The sequence below is a fragment of the Nocardioides sp. CPCC 205120 genome, from assembly GCF_048654585.1.
GTDB lineage: Bacteria > Actinomycetota > Actinomycetes > Propionibacteriales > Nocardioidaceae > Nocardioides.
Genome location: NZ_JBMCYY010000001.1, coordinates 2,084,523 through 2,104,794, shown reverse-complemented (window position 1 = coordinate 2,104,794; position 20,272 = coordinate 2,084,523). Strand labels below are relative to the sequence as shown.

The window sequence follows — 20,272 nt, the reverse complement described above, 5'->3', positions numbered from 1 at the left end:
GCACCGTCCGGCGCCGCACAGGGGTCTCGCACCGGCGGGTACGACGTGACGCCCGCCACACGCGCCGGGTCGGCGCGGACCCGGCGCCCGCACGATCCACAACTCGACCGCACCCGGGATTCCGGTGGGCGCCGTCCGTCCGTTACAGTCGGGCGCTGACCTTCCGAGCACGTCGAGCAGGCCCCCGCCTGCCGAACCGAACGAGGAACACGAGGTAGATGGGCAACCACCGAGCCGAACGCCGCGGCCCCCGCCGCGCAGGCTCGTCGACCGCCGACGCCCCTCGCACGGCCGGAGGCAAGCGCGCCGCCCGTCCCGCACCGCGCCGCAGCCCCGTCCCGGAGCTCGAGGCCACCGAGGCGCACCCGGTCGACGAGTCCCCCGAGATCGTCCGCTCCCCCGAGACCGCCGCGCCCGTCCTGGCCGCACTGGCCGACGACGCCGCCCGCGAGGCACTGGTACCCACCACCCCCGCGCCCCAGACGGTCCTCCCGTCCGTGGCCGCCGCGGGCCGCCGTCTGCGCTCCGAGGTCTCGTTCGAGGACACGACGCTCACGCTCCCCGCCGTCGCGGCCGAGGCGTCCCCGGCGACGACGTACGACGTCCGCGGGTTCGCCGCGCAGGCGCGCGCCGACCGCAGGGCCGGCACGAGCGCCACGGCGGGTCGCCGCAAGGCCGTTCGCACGCGGGAGGCCGCCGCCCCGTCGGGCCTGCGCCTGCCGATCCGCCCCTCGGCCCCCGTGCTCGCGGGCGTGGCCGTGCTGGCGATCTCCGCCGGCGGTGCCGTCACCGCCGGAGGCACCGGCCCCCTCGCCGAGGTCGACCCCACGTCGTACCGGCTCGCGGCCAGCAACGCGATGTCCGGCACCACGGTGGAGTCCAGCAGCGACCTGCTGACCGAGCGCACCCGCGCCGTCAGCCGCGACTCCGAGCGCGACGCCCTCGAGGACGCCGCGGACGACGCGACGATCGCCGAGACCGAGGCCCAGGCCGAGCGCCGCTCCACCCAGCTGCAGGCGCTGGCCACCTCCGCGGAACAGGAGGCGCAGCGCGTCGCCGAGAACGCCTGGGTGCTGCCGGTCGACAACTACCGCCTGACCAACCGCTTCGGCCAGGCCGAGGCCTACTACGCGTCCGGCTACCACACCGGTCTCGACTTCGCCGCCCCGTCCGGCACGCCGATCCGCGCGGTCGCCGGCGGCCGCGTCTCGGAGACCGGCTACGCGGGCAGCTACGGCAACAAGACCGTCATCACGCTCGAGGACGGCACGGAGATGTGGTACGCCCACCAGTCCTCGATCAGCGTCTCCTCGGGCGCCGAGGTCGCGGCGGGCGACGTGATCGGGTACGTCGGCTCGACCGGCAACAGCTCCGGCCCCCACCTGCACCTCGAGGTGCGCCCCGGCGCCGGCGACCCGGTGGACCCGTTCGCCGCGCTGGTGCAGAACGGCGTCACCCCCTGACGCCCGCGGACCATCCCGGCGGCTCCTGAGCCGTCGCCCCGAGCGGCCCCGACGCACTGCGCGTCGGGGCCGCTCGTGCTTCTCAGAGCTTCTCGACCGGGGCGTAGCGCAGCAGCAGCCGCTTGACGCCCTGGGAGCCGAAGTCGATGGAGGCCACGGCCTTCTCGGCCGCCCCCTCCACCGTCACCACCGAGCCCATGCCGAAGGCGTCGTGCACGACGCGGTCGCCCGGCGCCAGGGAGGGCACCGGCCGGTTCTTCTTCGCCTTGGCCGCGGCGTCGGCGCGGGCGGCGGCCGCGGAGAAGTTGCGCCGACCGGCAGCCGTGGGCAGGCCCAGCGGCGTCGTCGAGCCACTGCCGGGGCGGGCGCCGGCCGCAGCGTTGCCCGAGCCGAGGTCGGAGCGCGTCCAGGACGTCATGGCCGCGGCGGTGCGCCGCCACTCCACGAGGTCGACGGGCAGCTCGTCGAGGAAGCGCGAGGCGGGGTTGTGCGACGGGGCGCCCCACGCCGAGCGCACCACCGCGCGCGAGATGTAGAGGCGCTGCTCCGCGCGGGTCAGCCCGACGTACGCCAGCCGGCGCTCCTCCTCCAGCTCCTTGCGGTCCCCCAGCGTGCGCATGTGCGGGAAGACGCCGTCCTCCATGCCGGTGAGGAACACGACGGGGAACTCGAGCCCCTTGGCGGTGTGCAGCGTCATGAGGGTGACGACGCCACCGCCCGCGCCGTCGTCGTCGGGGATCTGGTCGGCGTCGGCGACCAGCGCGACCCGCTCGAGGAAGTCGGTGAGGCCCGGCGTCACCGCGCCCGCCTCGACGTCGTCAGGGTCCGCCGAGGGCCCCGCCTGGGGGTCGTCGGCGAACTCGCGCGCCACGGCCACCAGCTCGGCCAGGTTCTCCAGGCGCGTCTGGTCCTGCGGGTCGTCGGACTCCTCCAGCTCCGCGAGGTAGCCGCTGCGGTCGAGCGCCGCCTCGAGGATGACGTCGGGACGCTCGTCGGCCGCGACCATCTGCTGCAGCTGCTCCACGACGTCGACGAACGCCCGGATGGAGTTGAGCGAGCGGGTCGCGATGCCGTCGGCGCGGTGGGCGACGCGCAGCGCCTCCCAGTACGTCGAGCCGTCGCGCGCCGCGAGCGCGGCGACGCAGGCCTGCGCCCGGTCGCCGATCCCCCGCTTCGGCGTGTTGACCACGCGGCGCAGCGAGACCTCGTCGGCCGGGTTGGCCAGCATGCGCAGGTAGGCCAGCGCGTCGCGCACCTCGCGCCGCTCGTAGAACCGGACGCCGCCGACGACCTTGTAGGGCATCCCCACCCGCACGAAGATCTCCTCGAAGACCCGCGACTGCGCGTTGGTGCGGTAGAAGACGGCGACGTCGGCGGGGCGCACCCCGTGCTCGTCGGTCAGGGTGTCGATCTCGTCGGCGACGAAGCGGGCCTCGTCGTGCTCGTCGTCCGCGACGTAGCCCACGATCGGCTCGCCGTCGCCCGCGTCCGTCCACAGCCGCTTGGGCTTGCGGCCCTCGTTGTTGCCGATGACGGCGTTCGCGGCGGTGAGGATGGTCTGCGTCGAGCGGTAGTTCTGCTCGAGCATCACCGTGGTCGCGTCGGGGAAGTCCTGCTCGAAGTCGAGGATGTTGCGGATGTTCGCGCCCCGGAACGCGTAGATCGACTGGTCGGCGTCACCGACCACCATGAGCTCGCTCGGCCCGACGCGCTCCCCCGCCGAGCCGCCGACGTCGCCCGGCACCGGCGTGGTCGAGTCGCGCGCCGCCTCCGGGTCGTCGGCGCACAGCTGGTGGATGAGGGCGTACTGCGCGTGGTTGGTGTCCTGGTACTCGTCCACGAGCACGTGGCGGAACCGGCGGCGGTAGACCTCCCGCACCTCCGGGTACGCCGAGAACAGGTGCACCGTGGTCATGATGAGGTCGTCGAAGTCGAGCGCGTTCGCGTCCCGCAGGCGCCGCTGGTACTGCGTGTACGCCGCCGCGTAGGCCTCCTCCAGCCCGTTGCTCGCGTCGGCCGCGGCCTGCTCGGGGTCCTTCAGCTCGTTCTTGGCGTTCGAGACCCAGGCGAGCACGGCCCGCGGCTGGTAGCGCTTCGGGTCGAGCTCGAGGTCGCTGAGGACGAGCCCCATGAGGCGCTGGGAGTCGGCGGAGTCGTAGATCGAGAAGCTCGACGAGTACCCCAGCCGGTCGATCTCCTTGCGCAGGATGCGCACGCAGGCGGAGTGGAAGGTCGAGACCCACATGACGCGGGCGCGGCGCCCGACGAGCGCCTCGACCCGCGCCTTCATCTCTGCCGCGGCCTTGTTGGTGAAGGTGATGGCGAGGATCGAGCCGGGGTGCGCGCCCCGCTCGGAGACCAGCCAGGCGATGCGCCGCGTGAGCACGCGGGTCTTGCCCGACCCGGCGCCCGCGACCACGAGCAGCGGCTTGCCGGCGTGGACCACGGCCTGGCGCTGGGGGTCGTTGAGGCCCTCGAGGAGCGCTGCGGCGCGGTCGGCGCCGGCGTCGGCCGCGCCGTCGCCGGCGGGTGCGGCGCCACGCCCGGCGGCCCTCGACGGGGGTTCGCGGCGGGCCTGGAGGTGCTCGAGACCGGGCAGGACGGAGGTGTCGACCGGGGGGACGGAGGGTGAGGACATCGTGGCGTCAAGGGTACGCACCGCCACCCCCCGTCGCGGCCGGGGCACCCGCCCCGGCGGCTCAGTCGAAGGTGTGCACCGGTGACCAGAAGAGCGCGACGACGACCTGGACGACCGAGAGCACGAGCAGGCCGGCGAACAGCCCGTCGGGGATGCGCGGCTTGCGGGTGTTGGCCATCACGAGCACGAGCAGCACGAGGCCGATCCCGAACTTCACCGCGATCTTGCCGTGGTCGACCGCGGCGTCGCCGGCCTCCAGCACGCCGACGAGGAGCAGGCCGGCGACGAACGCCGTGCCGACCCCGTCCCGCACGGGCGGGGTGATGCGCTTCTCGGGGTCCCGCACCTGGGCGAGCAGCCCGCCGATGAGGGCCGCGAAGCCGAGCACGTGCAGCAGCAGGAGGACGAGGCGCAGGATCTCCACGGCCCGCAGCCTAGTGCCCGGCCGGACGGCGGGGCGCAGCCGTCAGCGCTTGCGACGCGGCTGGGGCCGGACCACCAGGACGGGGCACGGGGCGTACTGCTGGACCCGCTGGGCGGTGCTGCCGAGCAGCACCCGGTCCGACAGCCCCCGCCCGCCGCTGGCGACGACGACGAGACCGGCGTCGACCTCCTCGGCGTACCGGATGATCTCCGCCCCCGGCGACCCGCTGCGGATGCGGCGCGAGACCTCGGGCCCCCAGTCCGCGAACACGGCGGCGACCGCCTCGGTCGCGGCCCGCGCGGCGTCGCGGAACGAGGCGACCTCGCGTGTCGCCGACTCCCGCGGCCCCGGGTCGAGCTCGTTGACGAAGGACACCGCCGCCAACGGCCGCACGACCGCGAGGACGGTGATGGCGGAGAGGGCGCCGGGATCGGCGAAGGAGCGCAGGTGCCGGGCCGCGGCGAGCGACTGCCGGGACCCGTCGGTGGCGACGACGACGTGCATCACGCACCCCCGTCCCGGCCGCCGCGGGCCCCGAGCACCCGTTCGCACAGGTAGAGCACCACGCCGAGGGCGAGCAGGCCGGCGCACCACACGAGCGAGGTCCAGTCGTCCACCACGACGTACAGGAGCAGCGCCGTGTTGCCCACGAGGCCGAGCACGAGCAGGGGCGTCGGGGCCCGGAACGTCCCCGGCCCCTCGTCGTGCCCGCGCAGCCGGAAGGCCGAGACGATCACGAGGCCGTAGATGAAGAGGGTGAGCACCACGGTGACGTTGGCGAGCGTCGTGACGAGCCCGTCGCTGCCGCCCCACCCGGCGCGGTCGACCGCCGTGCCGACGCAGAGCAGGCCCACGACCACCGTGGCCGCGAAGAGGAGGGCCACCCACGGGCTGCGCCGGGTCGCGTGCACCCGCGCGAAGACCCCGGGGACGACGTCCTCGCGGGCCATGCCGAACAGGATGCGCGACTGGGTGACCACCGCGACGAGGGTGGTGTTGGTGATGGCGACCATCGCGATGACCGAGAACACCGTTACCATCGTGCCGTTCGGGACGGGCACGACGTCCGCCTGGACGACCTGCAGCAGCGCCGGGTCGCCGTCGGTGTCGACGAGCCGGTCGAAGGGCACGACCAGGGCCGCGCTGACGGCCACGAGCACGTAGACGATCCCGGCGCCGACCATGCCGCCGACCAGCGCGCGCGGGAAGGTGCGCCGCGGGTCGACCGTCTCCTCGGCGACGTTCGCCGCGTTCTCGAACCCGGTCATCGCGAAGAAGGCCAGCGCGATGCCGGCGACGAGCGCCCAGACGGGGTTGCCCTCGGCCTCGAAGCTGGTGAGCACCCCGGCGTCGGCCTCGCCGCTCACGACGTGGGCGATGCCGATCGCCACGATGATGACGAGGCCCGACACCTCGACCACCGTCATCACGAGGTTGGCGGTGACGGACTCGGTGATGCCGATGAAGTTGACGAGCGCCAGCAGGCACACGAAGACGATCGAGACCAGCAGGGCGGGCGGGGCGTCCCAGATCGCGGCGAAGTACGTCGAGAAGCCCGTGGCCAGCGACCCCGCGGCCGCGAAGGTCGCCGAGAGCATGCTGATCGTGATGAGGAACGTGAACGCCGGCGACCGGAACGCCTTCCCGACGTACAGCGCCGCGCCCGCCGCCTGGGGGTACTTCGTGACGAGCTCGGCGTAGGCCAGCCCGGTCAGGGTCGCCACGGTGACGCCGGCCATGAACGCGAGCCAGAAGGCCCCGCCGACCGCGGCGGCCACCGCGCCGATGAGCACGTAGATCCCGGAGCCGAGCACGTCGCCCAGCACGTAGAAGAACAGCAGCCGGCCGGTGATCGCGCGGTGCAGGTCGTCGGGGCCGTCGTCCGCCCCCTCTCCCGGCGCCCGGGCCGGTGCCGCCGTGGCCTCGCCGACGTCGGGGTCGAGGGCCGGTCGTCCGGGATCGCTCATGTCGTACCTCCCGTGGGGAGCGCCTTGGGGTGCCCGATCCCAGCCGTTACCCCGCGCCGGCCGTCCCCAACCCCCTCGGCACCCCCGTCCTCACAGCAGCCGGCGGTCGGACGCCCACCTCGCGAGCTCGTGGCGCGAGGACAGCTGCAGCTTGCGGAGCACGCTCGACATGTGGGTCTCGACGGTCTTCACCGAGATGAAGAGCTCGCGGGCGACCTCCTTGTAGGCGTAGCCGCGGGCGATGAGCCGCATGACCTCGCGCTCGCGCTCCGAGAGCAGGTCGAGGTCAGCGTCGACGTCGGCCACCGGGATCGCGCCGGCGAAGGCGTCGAGCACGAAGCCCGCCAGGCGCGGGGAGAAGACGGCGTCCCCGTCGGCGACCCGGCCGATCGCGTCGACGAGCTCGCCCGCGCTGATCGTCTTCGTCACGTAGCCCCGGGCGCCGCCGCGGATCGTCCCGATGACGTCGTCGGCGGCGTCGCTGACGCTGAGCGCGAGGTAGCGCGTGGCGGGAGCGGAGGCGACGCTGCGCCGTACCACCTCGACCCCGCCGCCACCGGGCAGGTGGACGTCGAGCAGCACCACGTCCGGTCGCGTGCGGGCGACGACGGCGACCGCCTCGTCGACGTCGGCGGCCTCGCCGACCACCTCGACGCGCCCGGCGCCCGCGGTCGCGAGCTCGCTGCGCACCCCGGCGCGGAACATGTGGTGGTCGTCGACCACCACCACCCGCACCGGCTGCGTCCGGGGTTCGTCGCTCATCCCTCGTCCTCCCTCGTCTGGCCCGCCGCCTGCACCGGCAGGTGCAGGCGCACCTCCGTGCCCTCCCCGGGCGCCGAGCGCACGCGCGCCCAGCCCCCGTGCCGGGCCATCCTCTCGACGATGCTGCCGCGCACGCCGTGCCGGCCCGCCGGCAGGGCCTCGGGGTCGAACCCGGCGCCCCGGTCACGGACGAACACGTCCACCGTGCCGCCGATGACCTCGAGGTACACGTCGACCCGTCCCGTGCCCGCGTGCTTCGCCGCGTTGACCACGGCCTCGCGGGTGGCCGCGACGACCGGGGCGAGCCGCTCGTCGTACGGCGCGTCCCCCACCGTGACGACCTCGACCTCCACGCCGTGGTCGTCCTCGACGGCCGCCGCGGCCGCGCGCACCGCGCCCGCCAGGCTGCTGGCCTCGGTCCGCTCCTCGGCGAAGAGCCAGCCGCGCAGGTCGCGCTCCTGGCTGCGGGCCAGCCGCGCGACGGCGGTCGGGTCGTGGGCGTTCTTCTGGATGAGGGCGAGCGTCTGCAGCACCGAGTCGTGCAGGTGGGCGGCGACGTCGGCGCGCTCCTGGCTGCGCACGCGCTCGGCGCGCTCCTCCCCCAGGTCGCTCACCAGCCGCACGACCCACGGGCCGACGACCACCGCGAGCCCGCCGATGCCGAGCAGCACCGCCAGCACCACCTCGCGCGCGGCACCCAGACCGCCGTCGCGCAGCACGAGCACGAGCAGGCCGCCGGCCAGCAGGAGGCCGCCCGCGGCGAGCCGGGCGTAGGCCGCCCAGCCGCCGGAGCCGAGCACCATGCCGACCGGGTCCAGGGACTCGGTGCGCTCCAGCCACCGCTCCCGCTGCGCCTCGTCGGCCTGGCGCCACAGCAGCGCGACGCCACCCGCGACGAGCGCCAGCGCCCACACGAGCGTGCCGCGCCCGACGGCCGCCTCGACCACCAGGACACAGCCGACCGCGACGCAGCCGACCACGGTGGCCTGGCCGACGTTGACCACGTGCCGGGCACGGCGGGGGCGGCGCCCGTCGCGGGTCGCGCCCGCCAGCCCGGGGGCCCCGGGACCGGGCGAGGTCGCGGCCGGCAGCAGCATCCAGTACGCGCCGTACAGCACGACACCGAGACCGCCGAGGAGCGTCGTCACCGCGAAGACGGCCCGCAGCGCCAGCACCGGCACCGCGAGGTGGGTCGCCAGCCCGGCCGCGACGCCGCCGACGACACCTGTCTCGAGGTCGCGGCGCGCGCGGCGCACCGACGTGGCGTCGGCGGCGGGCGCGGGGCCGGCAGCGGCTCCGGCAGCAGGACCGGCAGCAGGACCGGCAGCAGGACCAGCGGCGGCTCCGGCAGCGGGGCCTGCGGCGGCGGGGAAGGGGTCGGGCATGGCGGAACCATCGTCACACGGGCGCGCACCGCCGCACATCGGGACGATCCCCGAGCGACCCCCGACCCGCCGGAGGAGACGCCGGGTCCGTCCCCGGGGCAGGATCAGGGGCGTCCCCGATGGTCGGGAGGCCCGCGGCGCACGAGGCTGGATGCATGACGACGACACACGACGAGGCACCCGCCTCCCCCGGTGGGCCGCACCCCGGCGACACCCACGACCACGGTCCGCGCGTGACGGGCGCCCAGGTCCGGGACCTGCGCCGGCTGCGGCGCTCCCGCGACGACCGCTACGTGGCCGGCGTCGCGGGCGGGCTCGCCCGCCACCTCGACCTCGACCCCCTCGTGCTGCGCGTCGCGCTCGCCGTGCTCGTGCTGTTCGGGGGCAGCGGCCTGCTGCTCTACGGCGCGGTCTGGCTGCTCGTGCCCTCCGACGACACCGAGGACGCCGTCGTCCCCCTCGACGACCGCAGCCGCACGGTCGCGCTCGCGATCGCCGGGGCGCTGGCGGCGCTCGCCCTGCTGGGCGACCTCGTGGAGGGCTGGGTGCCCTGGCCGCTGCTCCTCGTGCTGCTCGTCGTCGCGCTCGTGGTGGGCGGCCACCAGCGCCGCTCCACCCCCCGCGCGACCCCCGGCCCGGCCGCGGCCGGCGGGCCCGCGACGACCACCCCGGCCTACCCCGGCGCCACGGCGTACACCGGCGCCACGGGCCACCCTGGCGGCCCGGCGTACCCCTCCGGCCCCCGGTACGTCGCGCCGCCCCGTCCGCGCAACCCCCTGCGCCGCGGCCCGCTCCTCTTCTGGTTCACCGGCGCGCTCGTCGTCTTCGGGGTCGGGCTCCTGGCGCTGGTCGACGTCGCCGGCCTCCACGTCGTGCCGTCGGCCTACCCGGCCCTCGCGCTCGCCGTCGTCGGCACCATGCTCGTCGTGGGGGCGTTCTACGGACGGGCCGGCGGTCTCATCCTGGTCGGGCTGCTGCTGGCCGGCGCGACGGCCGCGACCGCGGCCGCCGAGGAGGCCGGCTCGGCCGAGCGCCGTGTCGCGCCGACCAGCGCCGCGGGCGTGCAGGACCGCTACCGCCAGGGCGCGGGCGAGCTGCTCGTCGACCTCTCCGGCGTGCGCGACGTCGAGCAGCTGGCCGGGCGCACCGTCCGCATCGAGGCGGGCGCGGCCCGCGTGGAGGTCGTCCTGCCGCCCGGCCTGGACGCAGAGGTCTTCGTCGACGTCGGGCTCGGCGGCGCCGAGGTGCTGGGCCGCGTGCACGAGGGGCCGGGCGTGCAGCTGCGCGAGGCCCACGACGCGCCCGGCACGACGCCCGGGGTGCGCTCGCACGAGGCGCTCGGGCTCGACATCAGCCTCGGGCTCGGCGACGTCGTGGTGGTGACCCCGTGAGCGCCCCGCACCCGCCCGTCCCCGAGCCCGAGCACACCCACCCCCTGACGACGAGCACGACGGAGGCGACCGTGGCCACCCACCCCGACCCCACCCGGCACCTCGGGGCCACTGCGGCCGCCGAGCCCGCCGAGACCGTCACCTGGTGGGGTGCCGGCCGGCACCCCGTGAACGTCGGTCACCTCGTCATGGGGGTCGCGTTCCTGGGTCTCACCCTGGTGTGGGCGCTGCTGGTCTCCGGGGCCGTCGAGGCCGTCGACGCCCGGTGGCTCCTGCCGCTGCCCTGGCTCGCGGCCGGCGGCGCCGGCATGGCCGCCACGGTGCTGGCGGCCCGCCGGCGCCGCTGACTCAGCGCCGCCGGCGCGGCTGGTCGGCCACCCAGGCGTCGCGGGCCCGGACCGCGACGTCGGGGTGGTCGGCGAACAGCACGTCGACGCCCGCGTCGAGGAACGCCCGCGACTCGGCCGCGAGGTCGCCGTGGGCGTTCGGGTCGGTGCCGATCCGGAAGTTCGTCGCCATGAACTGGTTCTCCGCCCGCAGGGTCCACACGACGACCCCGAGCCGCGCGCGGTGGGCGTCCCGGACGAGGGTGCTCGGCGCGCCGGTGGCGCCCGTCGCCGGGTCGCGCGGCAGCACGCGGTCCTTGTGGGGCGCGACGTGCTCGGCGTACCGCGCGATCTCCCGGAGGCCGCGCGGGGTGACGAGGTCGTCGTACGTGCGGGGGTCGCCGGCCGCGACGAGGTCGTACGGCGCGCCCGCGGCGTCCACGAGCTGGGCCAGGGGCACGTCGGTGAGCCGGTCGAGCTCGCGCAGGTTGGTCGTCTCGAACGACTGGACGACGACGTCGTCGTGACGGCTGTCGAGGCCGTGCTCGTCGAGCGTCGCCACGAGCGGCTCCTCGAGGCTCAGGCCGATGGAGTCGAAGTACGTCGGGTGCTTGGTCTCCGGCGCCACCGTGATGTCGCGGCCCACCTCGCGCGACTCCGCCGCGACGAAGGTCAGGACCTCGTCGAGCGTCGGCACCTCGTAGAGGCCGTCGTACGCCGTGTTGCCCGGCCGCACCTGGGGCAGCCGCTCGACGGCGCGCAGGGTCTTGAGCTCGGCGAGGGTGAAGTCCTCGGTGAACCAGCCCGTGACGGGGCGGCCGTCGATGGTCTTGGTGGTGCGGCGGTCGGCGAACTCGGGGTGGTCCGCGACGTCGGTGGTGCCGCTGATCTCGTTCTCGTGGCGGGCGACCAGCACGCCGTCGCGGGTGCTGACCAGGTCGGGCTCGATGGCGTCCGCGCCCTGGGCGATCGCGAGCTCGTAGGCGGCCAGCGTGTGCTCCGGGCGGTAGCCGGAGGCGCCGCGGTGCCCGAACACCTCGGGCTGGTCGTGGCGGCCGTTCCCGTGGCCGTGACCGTTGCCGTTGCCGTTCCCGTGGCCGTGGCCGTGGCCGTTGCCGCGGTCCGCGGCGTGCTCGGGGGTGGCGGCGCCGACGGGCGCGGTGGGGGCGATCAGGGCGAGGGCGGCCGTCGCGACGACGACCGGCGTGGCGGTGCGCAGGGTCCGAGAGAGGTTCCGAGAGGTCATGCGGCCCACCCGAACCCAGCCGGGCGACGCCGCCCGGACACCGTGGTGGCGCCCGCGTGACCCCGCGACGACCCGTGGGTGAACCGGGCCGCCCCGGCTCCCCGGCCGCCGGTCAGCCGCCGGTCAGTCGCGGGTCAGCCGCGGGTCAGCCGCGGGTCAGCGGCGCGTCCGTGAGCGAGCCCGCGAGGTCCACGAGCTCGTCCTGGTCGAGGCTGCCGTAGACGACGGCGACCGACGGCGCGTCGGCCTCGGCCCCGGTCGGCAGCACCCGCACGAGGGCGGTGTCGGAGCCCTCGGTCCACACGTCCCACTCCCCCGCGACCGCGGCGGTCGACGACGGCACGTCGACGTTCCCGGCCGCCTCGCGCTCCTCGCCGAGCACGGTGTCGAGCACCGTGTCCTCGTCGACGAGCGTCACCTTGACCCCGGCGAAGCGCTCGCCGTCGACGAGCATCCCGAGGGTCCACTCGGGCTGCTCGCCGAACGGCAGCCGGGCGGAGGTGGCCTGCCAGCCGTCCGGCAGCTCGGCCGGGTACAGGACGGGGAACCCGGACTCCTGGCCGGCGCGCACCGCGGAGAGGTAGTCGACCTCCTCGACCGGCGCCACGGACGCCGGGTCGGCCCGGAAGAAGTCCCGGAAGACGACGAACGCCACGACCGCCAGCACCAGCACGATCATCGACCCGACGAGCCCCCCGAAGCTGCGGTTGTACCGGCCGGGCTTGCCCACGGGGGCGGGTCGGGAGGCGCTCACGGGCCCCATCCTCCCACCCGCGGCACGACGTTCCGCAGCCGCCGCCCGCGCACCCCGGCCCAGGACCGGACCACCTCCGCAGGTGCGGACCCCAGAGCCGGATCGACCCGCGATCCGGGATCCTATGCCCCCGTCTCACCGCAGGTGCGGCATAGTGGGCCCTCGTGGACACCTACCGCGTGGCCGAGGCGGCCGCCCTCCTCGGCGTGAGCGACGACACCGTGCGCCGGTGGATCGACGCCGGGCGCCTGCCCGCGCGGCGTGAGGGCGGCCGGACGGTGGTCGACGGCCCGGAGCTCGCGGCGTACGCCGCCCGCGAGGCCGAGCAGCAGCCGGACGACGCGCGGGCCGGCGCGGTGAGCGCGCGCAACCGGATGCCCGGCATCGTGACGCGGGTCGTCGCCGACACGGTGATGGCCCAGGTCGAGATGGTCTGCGGGCCCTACCGCGTCGTCTCGCTGATGAGCGCCGAGGCCGCCCGCGAGCTGGGGCTCGAGCCCGGCGCCCGCGCCGTCGCCTCCGTGAAGTCCACCAACGTCGTCGTCGAGCGTCCCTGACGCGCCCGGCCCACCGATCGGAGCACCCGTGCCCCTCGTCCCCACCCGCCGCCCGCTCGGCACCGGCCTCGCCGCGCTCGCCGTCCTCCCCCTCGCCGCGTGCGGAGCCGACGCGGGTACGGCGGGCGACGGGTCGGCGCGCACCCTCACCGTCCTCGCGGCCGCCTCCCTGACGGGCACCTTCACCGAGCTGGCCGAGCGGTTCGAGGCCGAGCACGAGGGGGTGCGCGTCGACCTGGTGCTGGACTCCTCGGGCACCCTGGCCGACCAGGCCGCGCAGGGCGCCCCCGGCGACGTGCTGGCCACGGCCGACACCGCCTCGATGGAGCGCGCCGGCGACGCCCGCGCGGACGACCCGGTCGTCTTCGCGACCAACGAGCTGGTGCTCGTCACCCCCGCCGGCAACGCGGCCGGCGTGGAGGGCCTCGCGTCGCTGGACGACGACGACGTGACCTACGTCGTCTGCGTCGAGACCGCGCCCTGCGGTGCGCTCGCCGAGCAGGCGCTGACCGACGCGGGCGTCACCCGGGAGCCGGCGAGCCTCGAGCGCGACGTCAAGGCGACGCTGGCGCGGGTGAGCGAGGACGAGGCCGACGCCGGGCTCGTCTACCGCACCGACGCCCTGGCGGCGGGGGCCGACGTCGCGACGCTCGACCTCCCGACGTCGCTGGTCACGGACTACCCCGTCACCACCCTCGCGCAGGGCGCCGAGCCGGGTCTCGCGGCGGAGTTCGTCGACCTGCTGCTGTCCGAGGCCGGCGCCGACGTCCTCGCGGCCGCCGGCTTCGGGACCCCGTGAGCGACCGCGCGACCCTCGGGCGTCCCCCGGCGCTGCTGTGGGTGCCCGCCGCCGTGGCGGTGGTGTTCCTCGCCGTGCCGCTCCTCGCCCTCGTGCTCGCGACCCCGTGGTCGTCGCTGCTCGCCGACCTCCGCTCCCCCGACGTGCTCGCCGCCCTGCGACTGAGCGCGCTCACCTCGCTCGCCACCGTCCTCGCCTGCCTGGTCGTCGGCACGCCGCTGGCCTGGGTGCTCGCGCGGGTCGACTTCCCCGGCCGCGGTCTCGTGCGGGCGCTCGTCACCGTGCCGCTCGTGCTCCCGCCCGTCGTCGCCGGTGTCGCCCTCATCGCCGCCCTGGGGCGCAGCGGGCTCGTGGGCGGCCCGCTCGACGCGGCCACCGGGCTCACCCTCCCCTTCACCACCGCGGCGGTGGTGGTGGCGCACACCTTCGTGTCGCTGCCCTTCTACGTCATCAGCGTCGAGGGAGCCCTGCGCTCGGCCGGGGAGGACTTCGACGAGGTGGCCGCCGGTCTCGGGGCGACCCGCTGGTACACCTTCCGCCGCGTCACCCTGCCCCTCGCCCTGCCCGGCGTGGTGGCCGGCTCCGTGCTGGCCTGGGCGCGCTCGCTCGGCGAGTTCGGCGCCACCGTCACCTTCGCCGGCAACTACCCGGGCACCACCCAGACGATGCCGTCGCGCATCTACTCCGTCTACCTCGCCGACCCGGAGGCGGCCCGCACGCTGGCGATGATCCTGCTGCTCGCCTCCGTCGGCGTGCTCGCGCTGCTGCGCAACCGGTGGCTCACCACCGGCACGGCCCCGCGGGTGGGCCCGGGGGTGGCGGCGTGAGCGGGCTCGTCGCGGACCTCGAGGTGCCCGGGCGGCTGCGGGCCGCCGTACGCGCGGAGCCCGGCGACGTGCTCGTCGTCGTCGGGCCCAACGGCTCCGGCAAGACCACCCTCCTGCGCTGCCTCGCCGGTCTGCTCCCCGGCACCGGCGCGGGCACCGGCACCGGCACCGGCACCGGGAGCAGCGGCCCCGCGGTGGAGGTCGCGGTGGGCGGGCGGTCCTGGACCTCGCCGCTGGTGCTGCCCCGCGACCGGCGGGTCGGGTACGTCGTGCAGGGCCAGGCCCTCTTCCCCCACCTCGACGCCCGGGAGAACGTGGCCTTCGGGCTGCGGGCCCGGGGCGCGGACCGTCGGGCGGCCCGCGCCCGCGCCGACGCGGAGCTCGAGCGGCTGGGCGTCGGCCACCTCGCGGGGCGCCGTCCCGGCGAGCTGTCCGGGGGGCAGGCCCAGCGGGTCGCGATCGCGCGGGCCCTGGCGACCGATCCCGAGCTGCTCCTGCTCGACGAGCCGTTCGCGGGTCTCGACGTCGGCGTCGCCGCCGCGCTGCGGGTGGAGCTCGCGCGGCACCTCGCGGCGTACGACGGCACGGCTGTCCTCGTCACCCACGACGCCGTCGACGCGCTCGCCCTGGGCACGCGGATGCTGGTGCTCGAGGACGGCCGCGTCGCGCAGGAGGGCACGCCCGCCGAGGTGGCGGCCCGCCCGCGCACCGACCACGTGGCCCGGCTCGTCGGCCTCAACCTGGTGCCCGCCGGGCCCGCGGGGCTCGCGCAGCTCGCGGCGTTCCGGCCCAGCGCCGTCACCCTGTCGCCCGACGCCCCCGCCGCGCCGGCCGGCTCGGCGCGGCTGCGCTGGCACGGCCGGGTCGAGCAGCTCGTGCCGTACGGCGACGGCGTGCGCGTCTCGGTGCGCACCTCCGGGGACGCGCCGGTGGCCCTGCTGGCCGACGTCACGGCCGCAGCGGTGGCCGAGCTGGGGCTGCACCCGGGGGTCGAGGTGTGGGCGAGCGCGAAGGAGACGGCCGTGACCCGCTACCCGGCCGGTGCCGCCGACGACGCCGGGCCGACGCTACGATCCGGCCATGGCGACTGATCCTTCGACGATGTCCGACCTGCCCGAAGACCTGCGGGTAGAGCCGGAGGCGCCCGATCGCAACCTCGCGCTCGAGCTCGTGCGGGTCACCGAGGCGGCCGCCATGGCGGCGGGCCGCTGGGTCGGCAAGGGCGACAAGAACGGCGCCGACGGCGTCGCGGTCAACGCCATGCGCGTCATGATCTCGAGCGTCGGCATGAACGGCACCGTCGTCATCGGCGAGGGCGAGAAGGACGACGCCCCGATGCTCTACAACGGCGAGCGCGTCGGCAACGGCACCGGCCCGGAGTGCGACGTGGCCGTCGACCCGATCGACGGCACCACGCTGACCGCCAAGGGCATGGCCAACGCCGTCGCCGTGCTGGCCGTCGCCCCCCGCGGCTCGATGTACGACCCCTCCGCCGTGTTCTACATGGAGAAGCTGGTGACGGGGCCCGAGGCGGCCGACGTCGTCGACATCCGCCTGCCCATCGCCGAGAACATCGCCCGCGTCGCCAAGGCGAAGCGCTCGGGCGCCGAGGACGTGACGGTCGTCCTCCTCGACCGCCCGCGCCACGAGCAGATGGCCCGGGAGATCCGCGACGCCGGGGCCCGCATCAAGTTCATCACCGACGGCGACGTGGCCGGCGCCATCGCCGCGGCCCGCCCGGGCTCCGGCGTCGACCTCCTGCTCGGCGTGGGCGGCACCCCCGAGGGCATCATCACGGCCTGCGCGATGAAGTGCCTGGGCGGCGTCATCCAGGGCCGGCTGTGGCCCACCGACGACGAGGAGCGCCAGCGCGCCCTCGACGCCGGTCACGACCTCGACCCCGACCACGTGCTCACCACCGACGACCTCGTGACCGGCGACGACTGCTTCTTCGTGGCCACGGGCATCACCGACGGCGAGCTTATGCGCGGCGTGCGCTACTCCGGCGGCGGGGCCACCACCGACTCGCTCGTCATGCGCTCCCGCAGCGGCACCATCCGCCAGGTCGTCTCCGAGCACCGCCTCAGCAAGCTGCGCGCCTACTCGGCCATCGACTTCGAGCGCTGAGCCGACCGGTTCCGGCCGGCGGGCCCGGGCCCCTCGGGTCCGGGTCCGGCCGGGGCTGACGGGGGCGGCTGTCATCATGGCGGGCATGGCCCCGAACGACCCCTCCCTCCCGTCCGAGCCGGCCCACGACCCCGACGCCGGGGCCGAGGAGCACCTCGACGCCGGTCTGGCGCCCGAGCCGGAGGACGTCGAGCGGGGGGCCGACCTCCCGCCGGAGCTGGCCGCCGTGCCCCGCTCCCCGGAGTCGTTCGCGCCCGTGCGCGACGACCTCGAGCTCTGCTACCAGACGTACGGCGACGCCGAGGACCCCCCGGTGCTGCTCGTCATGGGCCTCGGCGGCCACATGACGTGGTGGCCCGACGAGCTGTGCCGGATGATCGCGGCCGAGGGCTACTTCGTCGTCCGCTACGACAACCGCGACGTCGGTCGGTCGACCCGGGTGGCGGAGCGGGTGGGCAAGTCCGCGATCGTGCGGGCGTTCCTCGGCCTGCCGGTCCACGTGCCCTACACGATGGCCGACCTCGCCGAGGACGCCGTGCTGCTGCTCGACCACCTCGGGATCGACCGGGCCCACGTGGCGGGCGTGTCGATGGGCGGCATGATCGCCCAGACCCTCACCGTCGACCACCCCGAGCGCGTGCTGTCGCTGACCTCGATCATGTCGACGACCGGCAACCGCCGCGTCGGCTGGCAGCACCCGCGCCTGCTGCCCGTGCTCGTCGCGCCGCGCCGCCCCGACCTGGAGTCGTACGTCGCGAGCACCGCCATGATGGCCCGTCTCATCGGGTCGCCGGCGTACACCGACACCGACGACGCGGTGCGCTCGCGCGCCGTGGAGACCCACGGGCGGGGCGTCAGCAGCTCCGGCATCCTGCGCCAGATGGGCGCGATCCTCACCCAGCCCGACCGCACGGCGAAGCTGCGCGAGGTGCGGGTGCCCGTCACGGTCATGCACGGCAAGCAGGACCGGATGGTGCACCCCTCGGGCGGACGGGCGACGGCCGCGGCCGTGCCCGGCGCGCGGCTGGTGCTCGTCGCCGGGATGGGGCACGACCTCCCCCGCGGCCTCTTCCCCTCGTTCGCGGACGTCATCACCAGCACGGCCCGTCGCGCGACCCGCGCCGACGCCTGAGGACCACCTGAGGCCAACCTGAGGCCCGCCTGGGCGAGCGGGCCGCGCGCCGTACCCATCTGGGAGCCGCTCAAACCCCCTCGACACCCCCCGACCCCCTTTCTGACCTGGGGTTACGCTCACGAGACGTTCCGTGGCACGAGGGGCGGCCGGGGTGCTGGACAACGCCGCCGCGAGGGTCTAGACCTGTGTGCCACACAACTCAATGGAGAGGGAGTGGCACATGGGTGGCCCCCATCCCCGTCTCGGACGGAGGGTCGGCGCGGCGGCGACGCTCGTGCTGGCGGCGAGCACGCTCACCGCCTGCGGCAGCTCCGGCAAGCCGACGCTGAACTGGTACATCAACCCCGACGGCCAGGCGACGTTGACGTCGCTGGCCGAGCGGTGCAGCACGGACGACTACGACATCGAGATCCAGCTGCTGCCCACGGGCGCGACGGACCAGCGCACGCAGCTCGCGCGCCGGCTCGCCGCGTCGGACAGCTCGACGGACCTGATGAGCCTCGACCCGGTCTTCGTGCCGGAGTTCGCCAGCGCCGGTTGGCTGCTCGAGCTGCCCGAGGACGTGGCGTCGAACGTCGTGGACGAGGACGTGCTCGCGGGCCCGGCGGAGACCGTCACCTGGGAGGACGGCGTCTACGCCGCTCCGCAGTGGGCGAACACGCAGGTGCTCTGGTACCGCCAGTCGCTCGCCGAGGCCGCCGGCATCGCCGAGGACCTCGAGGCGGGCACCGCGACCTGGGAGCAGGTCATCACCGCGGCGTCCGAGAACGGCGCGACCGTGGGCGTGCAGGCCGACCGCTACGAGGCCTACATGGTGTGGATCAACGCGCTGGTGCAGGGCGCCGGCGGCGAGATCGTCAGCAACACCGAGGAGGGCGTCGACGCCGAGGTCGAGATCGACTCCGAGGCGGGCCGGGCGGCCGCGACGGTCGTCCAGCAGCTCGCGGACTCCGAGGCGGCGCAGTCCGACCTCTCCGTCTCCCGCGAGGGCACCTCGCTCGGCGCGATGTTCGCCGAGGGCAGCCCGGGCGAGTTCATGACGAACTGGACGTTCGTCTACAAGAACTACGAGCCGAGCGAGACCAACACGGTCGTCACCGAGGAGCAGTTCGAGGACCTGGCCTGGGCGCGCTACCCGCGCACCGTCGAGGGCGAGGAGTCCAAGCCCCCGGTCGGCGGCATCAACATCGGCGTCGGGGCCTTCACCGAGCACCAGGACTACGCCCTCGAGGCCGCCCAGTGCGTCACCGACCCGGAGGCCCAGCTGGCGCTGGCCGTGACCGACGGCCTCATGCCGGCCCGGGCGTCGGTGTACGACGAGCAGGAGCTCGTCGACGCCTACGACCCGACGCTGCTGGAGCTGTTCCGCACCAGCGTCGAGGAGGGCGGCCCCCGCCCGAAGAGCGCGTTCTACAACCAGATCTCGGGCGCGATCCAGGCGCGGTGGCACTCCCCGTTCGACGTCGACCCGGAGACCACGCCGCGCGAGTCGGCGGAGTACCTCCGCGACGTGCTCCGAGGGGAGGCACTGCTGTGACCCACACCGTGACCGCACCCGCCCCGGCGGAGCAGCGGAAGAAGGCCAGCGACCGGGCCGTGGCCGAGAACAAGCTCGGCATGAAGCTCGTCGCCCCCGCGCTCGTCGTCATGCTCCTCGTGACGGCGTTCCCCATGCTGCAGGCGCTGTGGCTCTCGCTGTCGAACTACGCGCTGACGGCGCCGGACGACCGCTCCTTCGTCGGCCTGCAGAACTACGTGACGGCCCTGACCGACCCGCTGTTCTGGCGCACGATGCTGGTGACGGTCGGGATCATGGTCGTGACCGTGCTCTTCGAGCTGGTCATCGGGTTCGTCTTCGCCCTGGTGATGCACCGGGTGATCTTCGCGCGCGGCATCATCCGCACGTCGATCCTCATCCCCTACGGCATCATCACGGTGGTCTCGGGCTTCGCCTGGCAGTTCGCCTTCAGCGGCACCAACGGGTTCGTGAACCTGTGGCTGCCGTTCATCGAGGACAACTTCAACTGGTTCGGCGAGCAGTTCCCGGCGCTCTTCGCGATCTGCGTCTCGGAGATCTGGAAGACCACGCCGTTCATGTCGCTGCTGCTCCTCGCCGGCCTCGCCCAGGTGTCCGAGGACATGATCGAGGCCGCCAAGGTCGACGGCGCCACGTGGTGGCAGCGCCTGTTCCGGGTGATCCTGCCGAACATGCGGGCCGCGATCATGGTCGCGATCCTGTTCCGCGCCCTCGACGCGTTCCGCATCTTCGACAACATCTTCGTGATGACGGCGGGCGCGGTGAACACCGAGTCGGTCTCGTTCCTCACCTACCGCCAGGTGATCGAGCAGTTCCAGATCGGCATGGGGTCGGCGCTCTCGGTGCTGCTGTTCCTCTCGGTGCTCGTCATCGCCTTCGGAATCGTCAAGCTCTTCCGCGTCGACCTCGCCGCGGCACGGCAGGAGGGATGAGC

Annotated in this window: 19 protein-coding genes; 11 read left to right on the top strand and 8 right to left on the bottom strand. The window is 75.0% G+C overall.

Annotated features, from left to right (window positions below; all coding sequences use genetic code 11):
- The first annotated feature begins 218 nt into the window (after positions 1–218).
- On the top strand, positions 219–1,463 hold the full coding sequence (locus ACOACO_RS09850; protein ID WP_420296044.1) for a M23 family metallopeptidase: 1,245 nt from the start codon (positions 219–221) through the stop codon (positions 1,461–1,463).
- An 82-nt stretch (positions 1,464–1,545) separates the two neighbouring features.
- Here the strand turns inward: ACOACO_RS09850 and pcrA are convergent, their stop codons facing one another.
- The 6 genes from pcrA to ACOACO_RS09820 form a co-directional block, all read right to left on the bottom strand.
- Positions 1,546–4,101 (bottom strand): DNA helicase PcrA, encoded by a 2,556-nt coding sequence (gene pcrA, locus ACOACO_RS09845; RefSeq protein ID WP_420296043.1) that lies wholly within the window; start codon positions 4,099–4,101, stop codon positions 1,546–1,548.
- A 61-nt stretch (positions 4,102–4,162) separates the two neighbouring features.
- Positions 4,163–4,525, bottom strand: coding sequence for a hypothetical protein (locus ACOACO_RS09840; RefSeq protein WP_420296042.1), 363 nt, complete (start codon positions 4,523–4,525; stop codon positions 4,163–4,165).
- Positions 4,526–4,567: 42 nt separating this feature from the next.
- On the bottom strand, positions 4,568–5,029 hold the full coding sequence (locus ACOACO_RS09835) for a universal stress protein (protein WP_420296324.1): 462 nt from the start codon (positions 5,027–5,029) through the stop codon (positions 4,568–4,570).
- Positions 5,029–6,492, bottom strand: coding sequence for an APC family permease (locus ACOACO_RS09830; protein WP_420296041.1), 1,464 nt, complete (start codon positions 6,490–6,492; stop codon positions 5,029–5,031). Before ACOACO_RS09830 ends, ACOACO_RS09835 begins: the two co-directional genes overlap by 1 nt.
- Before the next feature lie 90 nt (positions 6,493–6,582).
- Complete coding sequence (locus tag ACOACO_RS09825) at positions 6,583–7,254, bottom strand: LuxR C-terminal-related transcriptional regulator (RefSeq protein WP_420296040.1); 672 nt, start codon at positions 7,252–7,254, stop codon at positions 6,583–6,585.
- The gene (locus tag ACOACO_RS09820) at positions 7,251–8,639 is read right to left on the bottom strand and encodes an ATP-binding protein (protein ID WP_420296039.1); all 1,389 of its coding nucleotides are present in this window, start codon (positions 8,637–8,639) and stop codon (positions 7,251–7,253) included. Before ACOACO_RS09820 ends, ACOACO_RS09825 begins: the two co-directional genes overlap by 4 nt.
- A gap of 155 nt (positions 8,640–8,794) precedes the next feature.
- Between ACOACO_RS09820 and ACOACO_RS09815 the strand changes: the two genes are divergently transcribed.
- The gene (locus ACOACO_RS09815; protein ID WP_420296038.1) at positions 8,795–10,030 is read left to right on the top strand and encodes a PspC domain-containing protein; all 1,236 of its coding nucleotides are present in this window, start codon (positions 8,795–8,797) and stop codon (positions 10,028–10,030) included.
- A complete protein-coding gene (locus ACOACO_RS09810; protein ID WP_420296037.1) occupies positions 10,027–10,377 on the top strand; it encodes a hypothetical protein in 351 nt (116 codons plus the stop codon). Before ACOACO_RS09815 ends, ACOACO_RS09810 begins: the two co-directional genes overlap by 4 nt.
- 1 nt (position 10,378) lies before the next feature.
- On the opposite strand, the gene ACOACO_RS09805 is transcribed toward ACOACO_RS09810, so the two are convergent.
- Both ACOACO_RS09805 and ACOACO_RS09800 read right to left on the bottom strand, forming a co-directional pair.
- Entirely contained in the window at positions 10,379–11,602 is a 1,224-nt protein-coding gene (locus ACOACO_RS09805; RefSeq protein ID WP_420296036.1) for a glycerophosphodiester phosphodiesterase, read from the bottom strand.
- A 145-nt stretch (positions 11,603–11,747) separates the two neighbouring features.
- Positions 11,748–12,356 (bottom strand): DUF4245 family protein, encoded by a 609-nt coding sequence (locus ACOACO_RS09800; protein WP_420296035.1) that lies wholly within the window; start codon positions 12,354–12,356, stop codon positions 11,748–11,750.
- Positions 12,357–12,520: 164 nt separating this feature from the next.
- Here ACOACO_RS09800 and ACOACO_RS09795 point away from each other — a divergent pair, with 164 nt between their 5' ends.
- The 8 genes from ACOACO_RS09795 to ACOACO_RS09760 all read left to right on the top strand — a co-directional run bounded on the left by ACOACO_RS09795 (position 12,521) and on the right by ACOACO_RS09760 (position 20,270).
- Positions 12,521–12,913 (top strand): TOBE domain-containing protein, encoded by a 393-nt coding sequence (locus ACOACO_RS09795; RefSeq protein ID WP_420296034.1) that lies wholly within the window; start codon positions 12,521–12,523, stop codon positions 12,911–12,913.
- 28 nt (positions 12,914–12,941) lie between these two features.
- Complete coding sequence (gene modA / locus ACOACO_RS09790; RefSeq protein WP_420296033.1) at positions 12,942–13,712, top strand: molybdate ABC transporter substrate-binding protein; 771 nt, start codon at positions 12,942–12,944, stop codon at positions 13,710–13,712.
- Positions 13,709–14,539 carry an ABC transporter permease gene (locus tag ACOACO_RS09785; protein ID WP_420296032.1) on the top strand — a complete coding sequence of 277 codons (831 nt, stop codon included), beginning with the start codon at positions 13,709–13,711 and terminating at the stop codon, positions 14,537–14,539. Before modA ends, ACOACO_RS09785 begins: the two co-directional genes overlap by 4 nt.
- Positions 14,536–15,630 carry an ABC transporter ATP-binding protein gene (locus tag ACOACO_RS09780; protein ID WP_420296031.1) on the top strand — a complete coding sequence of 365 codons (1,095 nt, stop codon included), beginning with the start codon at positions 14,536–14,538 and terminating at the stop codon, positions 15,628–15,630. Before ACOACO_RS09785 ends, ACOACO_RS09780 begins: the two co-directional genes overlap by 4 nt.
- Complete coding sequence (glpX, locus tag ACOACO_RS09775; protein WP_420296030.1) at positions 15,620–16,666, top strand: class II fructose-bisphosphatase; 1,047 nt, start codon at positions 15,620–15,622, stop codon at positions 16,664–16,666. Before ACOACO_RS09780 ends, glpX begins: the two co-directional genes overlap by 11 nt.
- Before the next feature lie 85 nt (positions 16,667–16,751).
- Positions 16,752–17,798: an alpha/beta fold hydrolase gene (locus tag ACOACO_RS09770; protein WP_420296029.1), complete on the top strand. Its 1,047-nt coding sequence runs from the start codon at positions 16,752–16,754 to the stop codon at positions 17,796–17,798.
- A 223-nt stretch (positions 17,799–18,021) separates the two neighbouring features.
- Positions 18,022–19,338, top strand: coding sequence for an extracellular solute-binding protein (locus tag ACOACO_RS09765; RefSeq protein ID WP_420296028.1), 1,317 nt, complete (start codon positions 18,022–18,024; stop codon positions 19,336–19,338).
- Positions 19,335–20,270: a carbohydrate ABC transporter permease gene (locus ACOACO_RS09760; protein WP_420296027.1), complete on the top strand. Its 936-nt coding sequence runs from the start codon at positions 19,335–19,337 to the stop codon at positions 20,268–20,270. The genes ACOACO_RS09765 and ACOACO_RS09760 overlap by 4 nt, the downstream gene beginning before the upstream one ends.
- Positions 20,271–20,272 lie beyond the last annotated feature (2 nt).